The sequence below is a fragment of the Amycolatopsis sp. NPDC051371 genome (assembly GCF_040682155.1).
In the GTDB taxonomy this organism is placed as follows: domain Bacteria; phylum Actinomycetota; class Actinomycetes; order Mycobacteriales; family Pseudonocardiaceae; genus Amycolatopsis.
This window is the reverse complement of sequence record NZ_JBFBAG010000010.1, coordinates 145,867-161,323: the sequence shown is the minus strand read 5'-3', so window position 1 is coordinate 161,323 and position 15,457 is coordinate 145,867. Positions and strand designations below refer to the sequence as shown.

Annotated in this window: 17 protein-coding genes; 7 read left to right on the top strand and 10 right to left on the bottom strand. The window is 69.6% G+C overall.

Features of this window, described 5'->3' with window-relative positions; all coding sequences use genetic code 11:
• Positions 1-195 precede the first annotated feature (195 nt).
• Positions 196-1,470: an MFS transporter gene (locus AB0M59_RS15470; RefSeq protein ID WP_364614656.1), complete on the bottom strand. Its 1,275-nt coding sequence runs from the start codon at positions 1,468-1,470 to the stop codon at positions 196-198.
• A 282-nt stretch (positions 1,471-1,752) separates the two neighbouring features.
• Positions 1,753-2,241 carry a helix-turn-helix domain-containing protein gene (locus AB0M59_RS15465; protein ID WP_364614653.1) on the bottom strand — a complete coding sequence of 163 codons (489 nt, stop codon included), beginning with the start codon at positions 2,239-2,241 and terminating at the stop codon, positions 1,753-1,755.
• A 21-nt stretch (positions 2,242-2,262) separates the two neighbouring features.
• Here AB0M59_RS15465 and AB0M59_RS15460 point away from each other — a divergent pair, with 21 nt between their 5' ends.
• Positions 2,263-2,400, top strand: a complete 138-nt coding sequence (locus AB0M59_RS15460) for a hypothetical protein (protein ID WP_364614851.1) — start codon at positions 2,263-2,265, stop codon at positions 2,398-2,400.
• 112 nt (positions 2,401-2,512) lie between these two features.
• Here AB0M59_RS15460 and AB0M59_RS15455 read toward each other — a convergent pair whose 3' ends face one another.
• Positions 2,513-2,872: a group 1 truncated hemoglobin gene (locus AB0M59_RS15455; protein ID WP_364614650.1), complete on the bottom strand. Its 360-nt coding sequence runs from the start codon at positions 2,870-2,872 to the stop codon at positions 2,513-2,515.
• 184 nt (positions 2,873-3,056) lie between these two features.
• Between AB0M59_RS15455 and AB0M59_RS15450 the strand changes: the two genes are divergently transcribed.
• The 6 genes from AB0M59_RS15450 to AB0M59_RS15425 all read left to right on the top strand — a co-directional run bounded on the left by AB0M59_RS15450 (position 3,057) and on the right by AB0M59_RS15425 (position 8,198).
• Positions 3,057-3,749 (top strand): response regulator transcription factor, encoded by a 693-nt coding sequence (locus AB0M59_RS15450; RefSeq protein ID WP_364614647.1) that lies wholly within the window; start codon positions 3,057-3,059, stop codon positions 3,747-3,749.
• Complete coding sequence (locus tag AB0M59_RS15445) at positions 3,746-5,125, top strand: HAMP domain-containing sensor histidine kinase (protein ID WP_364614644.1); 1,380 nt, start codon at positions 3,746-3,748, stop codon at positions 5,123-5,125. The genes AB0M59_RS15450 and AB0M59_RS15445 overlap by 4 nt, the downstream gene beginning before the upstream one ends.
• Before the next feature lie 49 nt (positions 5,126-5,174).
• Complete coding sequence (locus tag AB0M59_RS15440; RefSeq protein ID WP_364614641.1) at positions 5,175-6,557, top strand: ferredoxin reductase family protein; 1,383 nt, start codon at positions 5,175-5,177, stop codon at positions 6,555-6,557.
• A gap of 13 nt (positions 6,558-6,570) precedes the next feature.
• Positions 6,571-6,993: an FMN-binding protein gene (locus AB0M59_RS15435; RefSeq protein ID WP_364614638.1), complete on the top strand. Its 423-nt coding sequence runs from the start codon at positions 6,571-6,573 to the stop codon at positions 6,991-6,993.
• 112 nt (positions 6,994-7,105) lie between these two features.
• Entirely contained in the window at positions 7,106-7,624 is a 519-nt protein-coding gene (locus AB0M59_RS15430; protein ID WP_364614635.1) for a hypothetical protein, read from the top strand.
• A 79-nt stretch (positions 7,625-7,703) separates the two neighbouring features.
• The gene (locus tag AB0M59_RS15425; protein WP_364614633.1) at positions 7,704-8,198 is read left to right on the top strand and encodes an enoyl-CoA hydratase-related protein; all 495 of its coding nucleotides are present in this window, start codon (positions 7,704-7,706) and stop codon (positions 8,196-8,198) included.
• A gap of 114 nt (positions 8,199-8,312) precedes the next feature.
• Here AB0M59_RS15425 and groL read toward each other — a convergent pair whose 3' ends face one another.
• The 7 genes from groL to AB0M59_RS15390 all read right to left on the bottom strand — a co-directional run bounded on the left by groL (position 8,313) and on the right by AB0M59_RS15390 (position 15,389).
• Positions 8,313-9,962, bottom strand: a complete 1,650-nt coding sequence (gene groL / locus AB0M59_RS15420) for a chaperonin GroEL (RefSeq protein WP_364614630.1) — start codon at positions 9,960-9,962, stop codon at positions 8,313-8,315.
• A 36-nt stretch (positions 9,963-9,998) separates the two neighbouring features.
• Complete coding sequence (locus AB0M59_RS15415) at positions 9,999-11,024, bottom strand: NAD(P)-dependent alcohol dehydrogenase (protein WP_364614627.1); 1,026 nt, start codon at positions 11,022-11,024, stop codon at positions 9,999-10,001.
• The gene (locus tag AB0M59_RS15410) at positions 11,021-11,746 is read right to left on the bottom strand and encodes an iron-sulfur cluster assembly protein (RefSeq protein WP_364614624.1); all 726 of its coding nucleotides are present in this window, start codon (positions 11,744-11,746) and stop codon (positions 11,021-11,023) included. Before AB0M59_RS15410 ends, AB0M59_RS15415 begins: the two co-directional genes overlap by 4 nt.
• Entirely contained in the window at positions 11,743-12,777 is a 1,035-nt protein-coding gene (locus tag AB0M59_RS15405; protein WP_364614621.1) for an amidohydrolase family protein, read from the bottom strand. Before AB0M59_RS15405 ends, AB0M59_RS15410 begins: the two co-directional genes overlap by 4 nt.
• Before the next feature lie 98 nt (positions 12,778-12,875).
• Positions 12,876-13,226, bottom strand: coding sequence for a propane 2-monooxygenase effector subunit MimD (mimD, locus tag AB0M59_RS15400; protein ID WP_364614618.1), 351 nt, complete (start codon positions 13,224-13,226; stop codon positions 12,876-12,878).
• A complete protein-coding gene (locus AB0M59_RS15395; protein ID WP_364614615.1) occupies positions 13,223-14,326 on the bottom strand; it encodes an aromatic/alkene monooxygenase hydroxylase subunit beta in 1,104 nt (367 codons plus the stop codon). Before AB0M59_RS15395 ends, mimD begins: the two co-directional genes overlap by 4 nt.
• 13 nt (positions 14,327-14,339) lie before the next feature.
• Positions 14,340-15,389 (bottom strand): FAD-binding oxidoreductase, encoded by a 1,050-nt coding sequence (locus AB0M59_RS15390; RefSeq protein ID WP_364614612.1) that lies wholly within the window; start codon positions 15,387-15,389, stop codon positions 14,340-14,342.
• Between the last annotated feature and the right edge of the window lie 68 nt (positions 15,390-15,457).

Here is a 15,457-nt window from a genome sequence, read left to right as displayed (position 1 = left end):
CGCAGTCCGGCACCTCGGCGGGGCTCGTGCTGCAACGGCGGTCCAGTATGCCGGTGGTCGTGACAGTCCGACCCATGGCGAACACGCGCTCATGCCGCGATGCGGCAGGCGGAGTCGATGACCCGTTGCCGCGGGCACGATCCTGCCGTCCTGCCTGCTGCCGCATTCCGCGTTCGCCCAGCCGCCGACATCTTCCTATGCAGATTCTCCCGCCCGCACGACTGATTCTTCCGTGGCGCTTGCCAGCGCGCGGTTATTCAGCCTGGGATAGGCGACCAGCGTCACCAAGAAGAGGAAAACTCCTCCCGCCACGTACGGGATCTGGACACCAAATTCATTGGCGAGGACGCCGCCGAGTGCCGCACCGACCGGGCCCCCGATCATTACTACCATCCTGCTCGACGAGAGCACTCTTCCCAAGAGGCGACGGGGCACGATCTGCTGACGGAGTGTGCTGACTACGACATTCTGCGCAGTCGTCAACGCACCGGTCGCCATCATCATGAGAGCCGCAACCCAGGCATTGGCGACAAGTCCCAGCACCAGAACGGCCACACCTACGCCGGCCTTCCCCGCGAGCACTACCGTGCCGGGGCCGAATCGCTTGCTGACGACCGAGGACGCCAGCCCCCCAGCCGTTGCTCCCACTGCCGTGGCAGTCAGCAACAAGCCGAAACCGAAGTCCGGAAGTCCGAGAACTTGCTTGGCCAGCAGGGCCAGCATCGCAAACTGAGCCGAGGCGACAATGTTGCTCAGGCAGGTGATCGCGGCCAGTGCCCGGAGGGTGCGGTTTCCGAGCAGCCACCGGATACCCTCGACGATTTCCGTCCTCGCACTTTTGCGTGGAGCATCGGATGTCACCTCGGCCGTGACGTCCGACCGGATCGACCGGATCAGCACACCACTGGCCGCGAAGGAGAGTGCGTTGCCCACGAACGGCAGGACGTGCCACACGCCGAACAACGCGGAGCCCAGCGGTGGCCCCACGAAGTCCTCACCGTTGATTTCCGCCGCGGCGATCCGCCCGTTCGCGATCGAGAGGCGCCGTTGATCCCGTGACACGAAATCGGGAACAGCCGACTGAGCCGCCAGATCGAAGAAGACCTGGCCAACGCCCAACATGAAGGCCGCGAGCACCAGCCAGGTCAGGTTTACTCGCGAAGTCAGGATCAATACCACGAGAGCAACCAGGACCGCGAAACGGGCGACGTCCGCCCACACCATGACCCGCCCGCGGTCCAGCCGGTCGACCACGACACCGGCGTGCAGCGAAACCAACACCCAGGGAATCTCGACAGCCACGACAACAAGGCTCAAGGCCACTGGACTACTGGTGATTTGGAGGACCAGCAGAGGTAACGCGGCCGCGTGCATCCCGGTGCCGGTAGCCGACACCAGCGTGGCAGCAAAGAGCCGGTGAAAGCGGCCACCCAGTTTCACCTTGGCGTTACCGGGCTCCTTTTTGCGCACCTTCAAGAGTTCCTCCGGCCAGGCACTGGAAAGCGATTACTCTCGACAGCAAGATTAGCAGATTCCACGTTGCAAGCGGCAAACAACAATCATCCACCCCCAACGCCAAGTCTTCGACACGGGAATCTTACCGCCGTTTCCCTGGAACGGTGCACTCCACTGATCACGCAAGAGCGACTTGTCGACTTCGTCCGCTCATGCGCTGTGCGCATGTTGCGATGTCGTCGCAGGCCGATGAACCGGCGGCGCTTGGCGGGGTGGCTGGTCGGTCGAGGCGGGCGGTCAGGGCTGGTGATCTCCCCGCGAGCCTGTCGCCCGCCGGGCGGGGGCGAGCCAGTCCAGTGCTTCGCGCAACAGTTCGGGCAGGGGCCGGTCCGTGACGACCAGGAACCCCTTGTCCGCCAGCGCGTTCTCGGCCGGCGGGCTCACCCAGCGCTGCAGGGCGACCCGGATGGCCAGCGGTTCGGTGGCGGGACGGGCGCGCAGCGCGGCCGCGATCCGCAGCACGCGTTCCGCCGTCATCGCGGCCACGATCGCCTGTTCCCGGCTGGAGAAGTAGTTGTTGTAGGTCCGGGGTGACACGCCCGCGGCGTCGGCGATGTCGTCGACCCGCACGTTGCCCGGGCCGCGTTCCAGCGCCAGGCGCAGCGCGGCGACGCTGAGGGCCTCGCGAGTGGCCAGCTTCTTCCGCTCGCGCAGCCTCGGGCGGGGTTCCGGCGCGTCGTGGTCCAGTTCCCTGCCCGCCAGGTCAAGGGGCTGCCCATCGGCCACGGTCTGAACGCCGCCACCGGCGTGTACGAGGACCTGCTCGCCGCCGGCGTGCCGGACCCGACCAAGGTCACCCGCTCCGCGCTGTTCCTGACCACCGAGGCTGTGGTCGCGGACAAGCCGGAGAAGACCCCTGCCGCTCCCGCCATCCCCCGGCGGTGATCTGGACTTCTGAAGCCGGCGTGACCGTGGGCGGCCTGCGCCTGGCTCGGGCCGCTCACGGTCACGCCGCAACGCTGATAGCCGCCGGCGCGATGGTTGTTGAGCGGCGCTCCTACCCGGCGGAAACGATGTCCGAAGACAGCGGCGCGATCGCCCCGATGATCGTCTGCGTCGTCTCCTCCGGGACCCCCGCGGCGAGCAGCGAGTCCGTCAAGTACTTCGCCACCAGATCGAAGTGGTGCTGCGCGATCCCCCTCCCCCGGTGCACGTCCTTCATCGACCGGCCCCGGTACTCGTCGGGCCCGCCGAGCGCCGCGGTGAAGAACTCGATCTGCATGCCTTTCAGCCGGGACATGTTCGTTCCCTTGAAGAAGACTGCCAGCTCCGCGTCCGCCAGGACGCGCTCGTAGAAGTCGTCGACCACGACCGCCAATGCCTCCTGGCCGCCGATCTGTTCGTAGATGCTCGTCATGTCGCCTCCCGGTCGTGGTGGTCACCGTGGTGATCAGCCAACCTCGGGAACATTTCGCACACGTAAGACCACGATCACTCGCCGGTTAGATCACTCTCACCACGAGTGCGTAGTTTTGCCGAGCGCCAACCCTCCGCCGGCGTCCCGAAAACCCGGCAGGACGGCAAGCCCGCACGCGGGCATCATGGCGGCCATGCCGCACCACGTCCTGCTCGCCGACGACGACCGCGCGATCCGGGAGTCCCTCGTCCGGGCCCTCGACCTCGAGGGCTACCACGTCACCGAGGTCACCGACGGCGTCAGCGCCCTGGCCACCGCCCGGCGCGACGACTTCGACGTGCTGATTCTCGACGTGATGATGCCCGGCGTCGACGGCCTCGGCGTCTGCCGCGTGCTGCGCGCCGAAGGCGACCAGACGCCCATCCTCATGCTGACCGCACGCGTCGAAACCCCCGATCGGGTGGCCGGCCTGGACGCCGGGGCCGACGACTACCTGCCCAAGCCCTTCGAGCTCGACGAACTCCTCGCCCGGCTGCGCGCCCTGCTGCGCCGCACCTCACCCGAGCCGGACGCACGGCGCACGCTGCGGCTGGGTGAGCTCGCGGTCGACCCGGCCGCCCGGCGGGTGTGGTGGCAGGGCACCGACATCACCCTCTCCAAGACCGAGTTCGACCTGCTCGAACTGCTCGTGCGCAACGCCGGGATCGTGCTCGACCGCACCACGATCTACCAGCGCATCTGGGGCTACGAATTCGGCGCGGACTCCAAGAACCTCGCCGTCTACATCGGATACCTGCGGCGCAAGCTCGAGCAAGCCGGCGCGACGGAGCTGATCCACACCGTCCGCGGGATCGGCTACTCGGTGCGGCCGGCATGAACCTGCGCAGCAAGCTCGCCATCGCGTTCGCCGGCGTCGGCGCGGCCGCGGCGATCCTCGTCGGCGTGTTCAGCTACCAGGCCGCCTCGCAGCGGATCGACGCCGAGCTCGACCGCTCCCTGCTCACGACGTCGGCGGAGGTCGCGGCCGGCGCGACGCAGGTCCTGGCGCCGAGCCCGGTCACCCGCGGCCCCGATGACGACGACCACGACGAAGCCCAGCCGATGGTCGCCCAGTCGATCGCCCCCGACGGGACCACCCGCCCGATCGGCGGCCGCCCGGTGCACCTCGACGTCGGCGACGCCGACCGGACGTTGGCCGCGACCGGCTCCCTCGGCGACCACCGCTACTGGGACTTCACCGCCGGCCGCGACGACTACCGCGTGATCACCGTGGCGCTCGGCCCCGGCCGCGGCGCCGTCCAGCTCGGCATCGACGTGGACGAGTCACGGCACGTGCTGGGCGAGCTGGCCACCCGCATCACCGGCGTCAGCGCGCTGGTCCTGGCCGTCGCGGCCCTGGCCGGCTGGCTGCTGGCCCGGCAGATCACCCGGCGGCTGGTCCGGCTGACGCAGGCGACCGAGCAGGTCAGCGACGGCGGCCTCGCCGGCATCACGGTCCCGGCCGGGGGCCGCGACGAGGTCGGGCGGCTCGCGACGTCGTTCGACCGGATGCTCGGCCGGCTCGCCGACGCCCGCGCCGACCAGGAACGCCTGGTCCAGGACGCCGCCCACGAACTGCGGACCCCGCTGACCAGCCTGCGCACCAACGCCAGCGTCCTGCGCCGGTTCGCCGAGCTCACCCCCGATGCCCGCGCCCGCCTGCTCGACGACGTCGACGGCGAAACCCGCGAGCTGACCCACCTGATCGACGAACTCGTCGAACTCGCCACCCACCGCTACGAAGCCGAAGAGCCCTCGGCGATCGGCCTGGACGAGGTCGTCGAGCGCGCCGCCGACCGGGTGCGCCGGCGGACGGGACGCACGATCGTCGTCGACACCGACGCCTCCGCGGTCACCGGGCAGGCGAAGGCGCTGGAGCGCGCCGTGGCGAACCTGCTGGAGAACGCCGTCAAGTTCGACGCCACCGGACCGGTCGAAGTCGTCGTACGCGACGGCCGGGTCCAGGTGCTCGACCGCGGCCCCGGCATCGGCGACGACGACGCGGCCCGGGTGTTCGACCGGTTCCACCGAGCGGACGCCGCCCGGGGCCTGCCCGGCTCCGGCCTCGGGCTGGCCATCGTGCGGGAGATCGCCCTCGCCCACGGCGGTTCCGTGTTCGCCGAGCCACGCCCCGGCGGTGGTGCCGTGGTCGGGTTCACCGTCGGAGCCGATCTTCTCTTACCGAGTTCTCACCCTGGTCACGTCGAGGGTTAACCGGTCTCCGGAAGGGTGGATCGAGACGATCACCCTTCAGGAGCGCCCGATGTCCACTCTCGCAGTGCACCGCGTCGTGCGAGCGCGCCCGGTCCGCGCGTGGTGGCGGGACGCCGCAGGCCTGACGGCCTGGCTGAGCGTGCTGTTCGTGGTCGCGCTCTGGGTGTCGGGTCGCGGCCTGCAAGACCTCGGTACCGACTTCCTGACCTCGACCGGCCGGCTCACCGGATTGCTGTCCGCGGACCTGCTCCTGCTGCAACTGCTGCTGATGGCGCGGATCCCCTGGGTCGAACGCAGCTACGGCCAGGATGAGCTGGCCCGGCGCCACCGGCTCACCGGATTCGCCTCGCTCACGCTGCTGGCCGCGCACATCGTGCTGATCAGCCTCGGGTACGCCGCGACCGACCGCTCGGGTCTCGTCGCCGAGGTCTGGCTGCTGGTGACCACCTACGCGGGCATGCTCCTGGCGACCGCGGGGACGGTCGCGCTCGTGCTGGTGGCCGTGACGTCGGTGCGCGCGGCCCGGCGGCGCCTGCGGTACGAGTCGTGGCACCTGCTGCACCTCTACGCCTACCTCGGCGCCGGGCTCGCGCTGCCGCACCAGCTGTGGACCGGCGCCGACTTCACCGCCTCGCCGGTGGCGACCGTCTTCTGGTGGACTGCGTACGCCGCGGCCGCGGGCGCGGTACTGGTGTTCCGGCTCGGGGTGCCGGTGTGGCTCAACGCCCGGCACCGGCTTGTCGTCGAGCAGGTCGTGCGCGAGGGCCCCGGCGTCGTGTCGGTGTACCTGCGCGGCCGGCACCTCGACCGGCTCCCCGTGGCGGCGGGCCAGTTCTTCGTCTGGCGGTTCGCGTCCGGCCCGGGGTGGACGCGTGGCAAGCCGTTTTCGCTCTCGGCCGCGCCGGACGGACACCGGTTGCGGATCACCGCGAAGGACCTCGGCCCGGGCAGCCGCCGGCTCGCGACCCTCCCGCCCGGGACCCGCGCCCTGTTCGAAGGTCCCTACGGCAAGCTCACTTCCACCGTCCGAAAAGGACCAAAATTGGCGATGTTCGCCTCCGGCATCGGCATCACGCCCCTGCGGGCGCTGCTGGGGGAACTGCCCTACCAGCCCGGCGACGCCGTGCTGTTCCACCGAGCCCGCCGTCCGGCGGACCTGCTGTTCCGCCACGAGCTCGACGAACTCGCCGCCGGCCGCGGCCTCACGATCCACTACCTGCTCGGCCGCCGCGCCCGCGACCGCCGGTCCTGGCTGCCGGCCGGCTACGCCCCCGTGCCCGACGAGCAGGTACTGCGCCACCTGGTCCCCGACATCGCCGAGCACGACGTCTACGTCTGCGGCCCCGACGCCTGGACCGGCGCCGTGCTCGACAGCGCACGCCGCGCCGGGGTCCCTGCCGACCGCGTCCACGCCGAGCGGTTCGCCTGGTAGGAAAGGATCTCCGATGCGCAGGATCGCCATCGCCGCCGCGGCGACCGTTTCGATCGTCGTGCTGCTGTTCAGTTACCGCACCAGCAGCGACCAGGCCCCCGTCGCCACGCAGCCGGCGCGCACCACGAGCCCGCCCGCGGCCGGCGCCACCTCCGGGAGCGACGGGACCTTCACCGGCGACGCCGCCGACACCCGCTACGGCCCGGTCCAGGTGCGGATCACCGTCGCCGGCGGCCGCATCACCGACGCCCAAGCCGTCCAGTACCCGCAGGAGAGCGGGCGCGACGTCCGGATCAACTCCTCCGCCGTACCCGAGTTGAACCAGGAGGCGCTGCAAGCCCAGAACGCGCAGATCGACACCGTCAGCGGCGCCACCTACACCTCCGAGGGCTACCAGCAGTCCCTGCAGTCGGCGATCGACGCGGCCCACCGGTGACCGCCACCCACCGGCACCGCCAGTTTTGTACTCAGCCGATCATCGGCACCGAGGTCAGCCTCCACCTGCACGGCCCGCAAGCCCTTCCCGACCACACTCCACAAAGGACACCATGACCACCGTCAACGGCCTGCCCGCCCACGTCCTGCTCGTGCACGCCATCGTCGTCCTGCTCCCCTTGGCCGCGCTGTTGCTGGTGCTGAGCGCGCTCTGGCCGGCCGCTCGCGGCAAACTCGCCGGCCCGAACGCCATCCTGTCCGTCCTCGTCGTGATCCTGGTCCCGATCACCACCGACGCCGGCGAATGGCTCGAACGCCGCGTCGCCTCGACTCCGCTGGTGCGCACCCACACCGAACTCGGCGACACTGCGCTCTACGTCGCCATTCCCGTCGCCGTCCTCGCCGTCGTGGTGTGGTGGCGACGTCGCGAACACCTCAAAACCCAGGCCGCCGACACCGGCTCGACGGCGGTCGCCCCTCGCGGCCGTACGTTCCTCGCCCCGGCTTCGACCACGGTGACCGTGGTGATCGCGATCCTGGCGGTCGTGGCCGCCGGTGCGGCGATCTACGACATCTACCGCATCGGCGACTCGGGGGCCCAGGCCAGCTGGCAAGGCGCGGTCTCAAGGTGAGACGAAGCCGGAGACGTTTCGCCTTTAGGCTGCGGTACTCGCGTCTCCGGCCGCCGCGCCCCGTGTCGAGGAGGACACCGTGCTCGACCTCCAGTACCTCCACGGAATCGTCGTGATCCGCCTCCGGCCGACGCCACAGCGCCTCATGGATCACGAACTGCCGGATCGGCTGGGCGCGGCGCTCGCCTACATCGGCCCGGATCGCTCGATCGTGCTGACCGGCACCGGCGACGTGTTCGCGCCGGATTTTCCCGCTGAAGACACACTTGCTCGATCAGCTGCCGTGAGGCGGCTGACGGAAGTTCGCACTGGGTTGCTCGCGCACCCCCGAGCCGTCGTCGCCGCCGTCAACGGGGACGCCGACGGCGCGGGGTGGGCACTCGCCGAGGCCGCCGACGTCCGCGTCATGTCCGGCGGGCTTGTCCGCCCCTCTCGGGCACGATCCGCGGGATACCCGGTGACGGCGGCCGTGGCCGCCGGGCTCGTCGAGTACTCCAGCACCCCCGCGCGCCTGCTCGACGACGCGTTGACCCTGGCTGGCCGGCTCGAGCCGCGGGCCGTCGCGGCCGGGTAGGCCGCCGCCACGCACGGAGTACCCCCGGCGGATCGAATCCGCCGGGGGTACACGGACGCTCTGCCGGCGCGCCGGGTGCGCATCACGAGCGCACCCGGCGCGCCATCCTTCCGGCTAGTAGATGTTCGACGGCCGGACCATGCCTTCGGCCAGGTCGCCGACGCCCGGAGCGATGATCGCGCCGGGGTTGACCAAGACCTTCTCGACAACCGCGGTCTCAGTCGTGATCAGCAGAGCGGCGATCGACGCCGCGCTCTCCAGCGCCGACCGGGTCACCTTCAGCGGGTCGATGACGCCCACGGCGAAGAGGTCGCAGTACTCGCCGGTCAACGCGTCGAAGCCGTGCCCGTTGTCCATGCCCGCAACGCGCTCCAGCACCGCGGCACCCTCGTAGCCGGCGTTCTCGGCGATCCAGTGCAACGGCTCGCCCAAAGCGCGCCGCACGATCTCACGGCCCTGGGCCGCGTCGCCTTCGAGGCCGGGAAGCTCGACGTTGGTCGCCGCCTGCGCCAGCGCGGCGCCGCCGCCGGCGACCACGCCCTCTTCCAGCGCCGCCCTGGCCGCCGCCAGGGAGTCCTCGACGCGCAGCATCCGTTCCTTGAGCTCCACGCTCGTCGCGGCGCCGACGTGCACGACGGCGACGCTGCCGGACAGCCGGGCGATCCGGAGCTTGAGGCTGTCCTGGTCGTGCTCGATCCGCGCCCGCTCGAGCTGCTTCTCGAGCTGTCCGATGCGGGCCCGCACGGTGGCCTCGGCACCCGCGCCACCGATGATCGTCGTGGTGTCCTCGGTGATCGTGATGTGCTCGCAGCGGCCGAGGTCCCGCTCGGTGACCTCGGCCAGCGTCACGCCGGAGTCCTCGCTGACGACCCGTCCGCCGAGCGCGGCGGCCAGGTCCTCCAGCTCGGCGATCCGCCGGTGGCCGAAGCCGGGCGCGCGCACCACGGCCGCGGCGAACGTGCCGTGCACGTTGCCGCTGACGATCATCTGCAGGGCCGGGCCGTCGACGTTCTCGGCGAGGATCACCAGCGGGCGGTCGGCGCGCCGGGCCGCCTCCACGGTCGGCATCAGCTCCTGGACCTGGCTGATCTTCTTGTTGGTGAGCAGGATGACCGGTTCGTCGAAGCTCACCTCCATCCGTTCCCGGTCGGTGACCATGTACGGCGAGGTGTAGCCGTGGTCGAACTCGATCCCGTCGACCACATCGAGGCCGAGCCCCGGGGAATCGGACTCCTCGACCTCGACGACGCCCTGGCGGCCGACCGCGGACAGCGCCTGGGCGATCACCCGGCCGATGCGTTCGTCGTCGCTGGCGGCCAGCGTCGCGATCCGCTCGAGCTCGGTTTCGCCGGCGACCTCGACCGCGGACTTGCGCAGCCGCTCGACGACGGCCTCGACCGTCTCTTCGATGCCGCGGCGGACCCGCATGGGGTTCGCGCCTTCGCTCAGCGCGGCCAGCCCTTCCCGCACCATCGCCTGGGCGAGGACGGTCGCGGTCGTGGTGCCGTCCCCGACCGCGCCGTTGGTCTTCATCGCGACTTCCTTGACCAGCTGGGCGCCCATGTTGGCGAAGGGCTCCTCGAGCTGGACCTCCCTCGCGATGGTCACGCCGTCGTTGGTGATGGTCGGCGGGCCGGTCAGCTTCTCCAGCACCGCGTTGCGGCCCTTGGGGCCGAGTGTCACCTTCACCGCATCGGCCAGGGCGTTGACCCCCAGCTCGAGCTGGCGCCGCGCATCGACGCTGAACCGCAGCTCCTTCGCCATGATGCCTACTTCCTTTCCGTCCGAAGACGCAGTGGTTCAGGGGATGAGAATGGCCCGGCCGCGGACTTTGCCCGCGCTCAGATCGTCGAGGGCCTGCTGGAACTGCTCGAGCCGGTACTGGGCGGTGTGCAGCTTCACCTTGCCCTGGGCCGCGAGCATCATCAGGTCCTGCAGGTCGGTGTAGGAACCGACGAGGTTGCCGACGAAGTTGATCTCGGTCGAGATGACGTCGATGGTCGGGATGTCGATGTTCTCGCCGTAGCCGACGACGTAGTAGTTTCCGGCACGGCGCAGCATTTGCACGCCTTCGGCGGTCGATCCGCCCTCGCCGACGAAGTCGATGACGGCCTCCGCGCCGTGGCCACCGGTCAGGTCGAGCACCGCGTCGACGTGCGAGCCGTCGGCGAGGACGGTGACGTCGGCCCCGATCTGCTCGGCCAGCTTCAGCGCCGCGGGGTTCCGGTCGACGACGACGAGGGTCGCCGCGCTCATCGCCTTCATGCACTGGACGCCGATGTGGCCGAGCCCGCCGGCGCCGATGATGACGCAGACGTCGCCCGGGCGCAGCACGGCGGCGGCTTTGGCCACCGCGTGCTGGGCGGTCAGCCCGGCGTCGGCGAGGGCGGCGACGTCGGCCGGCTCGAGGCTGTCGTCGAGCTTGACGCAGGACCGTGCCGACGTGAGCAGGTACTCGGCGTACCCGCCGGCGGTGTCGATGCCCGGGAACTTCGAGTTCTCGCAGTGCACGTCGTCGCCGAGGCGGCAGGCACGGCACAGGCCGCAGGTCATCAGCGGGTGGAGGATGACCTTGTCGCCCACCGCGACGTTCGAGACCGCGTCGCCGACGGCGTGCACCCAGCCGGCGTTCTCGTGGCCGATCGTGTACGGCAGCGTGACGCCGCTCTTCTCGGCCCACTGGCCCTCGAGGATGTGGAGGTCGGTCCGGCAGACGCCGGCGGCACCGACCCGGACCAAGACGTCCAGCGGGCCGGTGATCTCGGGTTCCTCGACGTCGCGGGCTTCGAGGTTCCGGTGGTAGCCGGTGACTTGGACGGCTTTCATGGACGGCTCCTGGTGTTCGTGATGAGCGGGGCGGCGTCCGCGTCGCCGTACCGGGTGGCGAGCAGCCCCCGGCAGAAGTGGGCGTTGCCCTCGATGGAGACCCGGGTGGCCGCGGCCAGGCGCAGCCACAACGCGCTGTCCGCCTTGGCGACCGCGGTGCCGTCGTGGTCGACCAGCACGCGGGCGTGCGCACCGGTGGGCAGACCGACCGCTTCACGCCGGCGCAGCAGTGCCGACTTCAGCGAGCCCTCGGGCAGGTCGAACAGCTCCAGCAGCGGCAGCTCTTCGAGCGTCCAGGCGCCACCGGCGAGCACGGTGCGGCAGCACCGTTCGACGGCGGCCAGGTGGGCTTTGCGCCGGAAGGTCCGGCGCAGCTCGTCCAGGCTGTCTTCCGCCTCGACCCCGAAAGTTCCGGTGTAGCCGGCTCCGGCGGCGATCCCACGGTTGATCTTGTCCGAGTCGTGGTGATCGTCCAGGAGCACGCGGATCCGGCCCAGCCCCGGCACGGTCGACAGGGCGTCGTGGGCGTCGGAGACCATCAAGTAGGCGAAGTTCGGCGCGCAGAACGAGGTGGGCAGGCGCAGGTGGACCTCGACGCCCTGGTCGTCGATGGCCACCGACCGCACGAAGCCGAGCTCGGTCACCGGCTGGTCCAGCTCGGGGTCGAGCACGGTGGCGAGCGCCGCGAAGACCTCGGCTTCCACCGACACGGCCGTGGTCATCGCGCCACCGCTCCGGCGGCGACCTCTTCGCCGGTGTCACCGGCCTCGGTCGGCAGCCGAAGCTCCCGCGGCACCTCGATGTCGTAGAGCGCGGCCGCGTTCAGGCCGAGGATCTTCTTCTTCTGGGCGGTGGTGATCGCCGGGTACTCCGGCATGTCCTCCGGGATCCGGAAGTCCACGAACCGCTCGATGAGCCACTTCGGCGTCCACAGGGCGTAGTCGCTGCCGAAGAGGATCTTGTCCTCGCCGAGCCAGTACAGCAGTTCGCCGATGATCTGGGCGAAGTACCGCGGCCGGGTGTGCATGAACGGGATCGCGACCGCGAGCCCGCCGTACACATTGGACTCCTGCGTCGCGATCCAGCAGAAGTCCTCCAGACGCGGCAGGCCGACGTGCTCGACGATGAAGTTGAGGTCGAGGTAGTCGGTGGCGACCTTGTCGACGTCGGCGACGTCGAAGGCGTCGCGGTCGAGCGGGCGGATCGTCGGTCCCTTGTGGACGTGGATGTTCTTGATGCCGAGGGCGAGGCACTCTTCGAGGTAACGGCGCGACCACGGGTCGTCGAGCTTGTACCCGCGCGAGTCGCCGTGCCACTCCGCGGTGTAGAGCTTGACGCCCTTGAGGTTCATCCGCTCGGCGTCGCGGCGCAGCTGGTCGAGGCCGGCCTCGCCGTTGCGCGGGTCGTAGGCGTGGTTGTAGGTCAGCTTGTCCGGGTGCTGCCGGGTGAGCCCGAACGCCTCCTCGGTCTGCCCGAACCCGGTCTTGTAGAACTCGCTGAGCAGCGTGGCCTGGAAGATCGCGTGGTCGACGTGGCCTTCCTGGAAGATGTCCTTCATGAAGCGCTCGGCGCCGTAGTAGGTGTAGGTGTCGTAGTCCCAGAGGACCTCTTCGGGGCTGAGGTTCTTGTGGTAGTCGTAGAAGCAGTCGATGAACTGCTTGCCGTGGATGTTCTTCTGGTTCGACTCGCGGGCGTCCCAGATGTGGACGTGCCCGTCGACGACGAAGTACTTCTCGCCATCCTTCTCGTACATCGGAGATCCTCGACCTTCGCTCTGGGTGTGGTGGGGGTCGGTCGTGGTGACGGGGCTCCCCCGGGTGCCCCGCCACCACCGGTCGGACGCGGTTCGCGTCAGCCGTGGGCCGAGAGGTCGAAGCCGATGTACTCGGCGGCGTCCTCGGGGTTCGCGAACAGCAGGGTGCGGTCGTCCAGGTGCACCATGCGCCCGTAGTGGGTCGAGCTGATCTCCTCGAAGATCGAGCCGTCGAACGGCTGGCCGAGTGCGTCGGTCAGCTCGTCGTAGTCGAACTCGAGCAGCTTCGTGCCGTCGACCCGGATCATCGACGGGTACTCGACGAGGTCGACGCCGTCCTTGGCGCCCATGACGTCCGCGACGACGCGCCCGATCGGCGTGTTCATCAGCGTGACGCCGCACATGTTCGACGACCCCGCCTGGGAACCGAACTGCAGGGGACTGCTCACTTGTCCAGCTCCTTCGGAACGTCGAGCCCGATCTCCTCGAGCAACTGGGCGAACTTCTCCTTGGTCGCGGCGAGCGAGTCGGCGAAGGTCCGCGTCTTCTCGGCCGGCTGCGACCAGATCGGCTGCAGCGCGTGCACCGCGTCCAGGCACCGCGGCACCCAGGTCGAGAGCCACTGGCCGAACGTTTCCTTGTTGCCGGCGCCGCACTGCTCGTCGCGGGTGAGCAGCCGGAACAGCGACCGGGTGTAGGCGAGGTCGCGGCTGTAGTCGTACTCGCCGGTGCCGACGATGGTCGGCGTGATGTAGTCGCCGTTCTTGGCGGAGATCTGCATCACGAGCTCGGACCGGAAGAGCTGGCCGACGAGCTGCTCGAAGACGACGTTGGTGGCGAACAGCAGTTCCGCCCAGTCGCCGACGGCGGTCAGCTCTTCGACGACGCGCCGGATGGGCTGCCACTCGGGGGCCGACTGCCAGACCTCCTTGTGGACGGAGCCGTCGAAGGTGTCGAGGGACTCGGCCAGGTCGAGGTTGAACAGCGCGAGGTCCTGGGCGAACCGCATCTTGTGCGCGGCGTTCACGGCGACCGCGGTGTTGATCATGTTCGTCGGTCCCGAGCGCTGGATCGACGTGAACACGTGCAGCGCCATCCCGTTCTCGGCGTGCATCCAGGCACCCAGGTTGCGCGCGATGAACTTCTGCCAGGCGGGGTTCCACCCGCCGTAGGCGTTGGCGCGCTTGGCGTTCTCCAGCCCGAGAGCCACCTGCCGGACCACCGCGGAGTTGTTCCGGAAGATGGTCTGCTCCCACTCCTCGTTCGGGTCGAGGAAAGCGTGCCAGTTCGAGGACTTCGCCTGCGTCCACTCCTGCGGGTAGCCGCCGGGCCCGTCGCCGAAGCCGTAGATCCAGCCCTGGGACAGGTGCCGCTCGGGGTCGGGCTGCACGTCGACGGTCACGTCCTCGTACACCGTCGCCCGCAGCTTGGCCGGCTTGAAGTACGAGTACGCCCGGCTCTTGGAACTGGGGAACTCCAGAGCGCCGGCTTCGGAGTCGGTGAACTCCACCTTCGGGAAGCTGCGCACCTTCGGCGCGGGTGTTGCCATCTGCTGTGTCCTCTCACTCATCGTCTTGGACCGAGGTCGTGAACTTGTCGTAGAACACCTGGTCGTCGGGAACTCCCTGGCGTGCGGCCAGGTCGAGCGCGGCGTCGACCATCGGCGGCGGCCCGCACAGGTAGACCTCGCTGCGGTGCAGTTCGGGCTCCCGGGCTTCGACGACGTCGGTGACCATGCCCTGGGCCGTCGTCACGTCGAGCGAGTCGCTGCCGTCGGCGGATCCGGACAGGGCGACGACGAACCCGAAGTCGGGCAGCCGCTGCCCGAGAGCGCGGATTTCCTCGAGGTAGAACAGGTCGGCGGTGGTGCGTGCCCCGTAGTAGAAGCGGACCCGGCGGGTGTCGCCGGTTTCGCTCAGGTGCCGGAGCAGACCGAGCACGGGGGCCATCCCGGCACCCCCGGCCATCAGGACCAGCGGCAGCACGTGGCCCTTTTTGAGGGTGAAGTTGCCGTAGGGGCCGCGCAGGGCGATCGGGTGGCCGACCTCGATGCCGGTTTCGAGCAGCGACGAGAACTTCCCGCCCGGGTACTTCTTGATGAGGAACTCGACGTGGCCGGCCGTGGACGGCGTCGTCGCCATGGAGAACGACCGGTTTTCCTCCGTGCCCGGAATGGTGAGCTCGGCGTACTGCCCCGGCTTGAACTCCAGCGCCGCGGGTTCGACCAGCTTGAGCTTGAGGCCGACGATGTCGTGCGTGTGCTCGACGATCTCGAGGACCTCGGTCCGGACTTCCTGCAGGGGCGCCGAGTTGAGCAGTTCCTCCTCGTCGAAGTTCAGCAGCTCGATGGTGCAGTCGCTGAAGGCGTGCGCCCGGCAGAGCAGCACGTAACCTTCCGCGACCTCGGCGTCGTTGCAGGCGAACGTCGAGTAGCGCTCCATCTGGATTTCGCCGTCGAGGACGTAGGACTTGCACGCCGAGCACTGGCCCTCACGGCAGCCGTGCATGAGGTGGATGCCCTGGCGGAAAGCGGCGTCGAGGATCTTCTCGTCTTCGCCGACTTCCATTTCGATGTCGACCGGTTCGAAGGAGATGCGGTGCTTGTCGGCCATGGGGAGTCTCGATTCTCGGGAACGGACGACGGCGGCGGTCACCGCCGTCGTCCGCGGGTCCTCAGGCC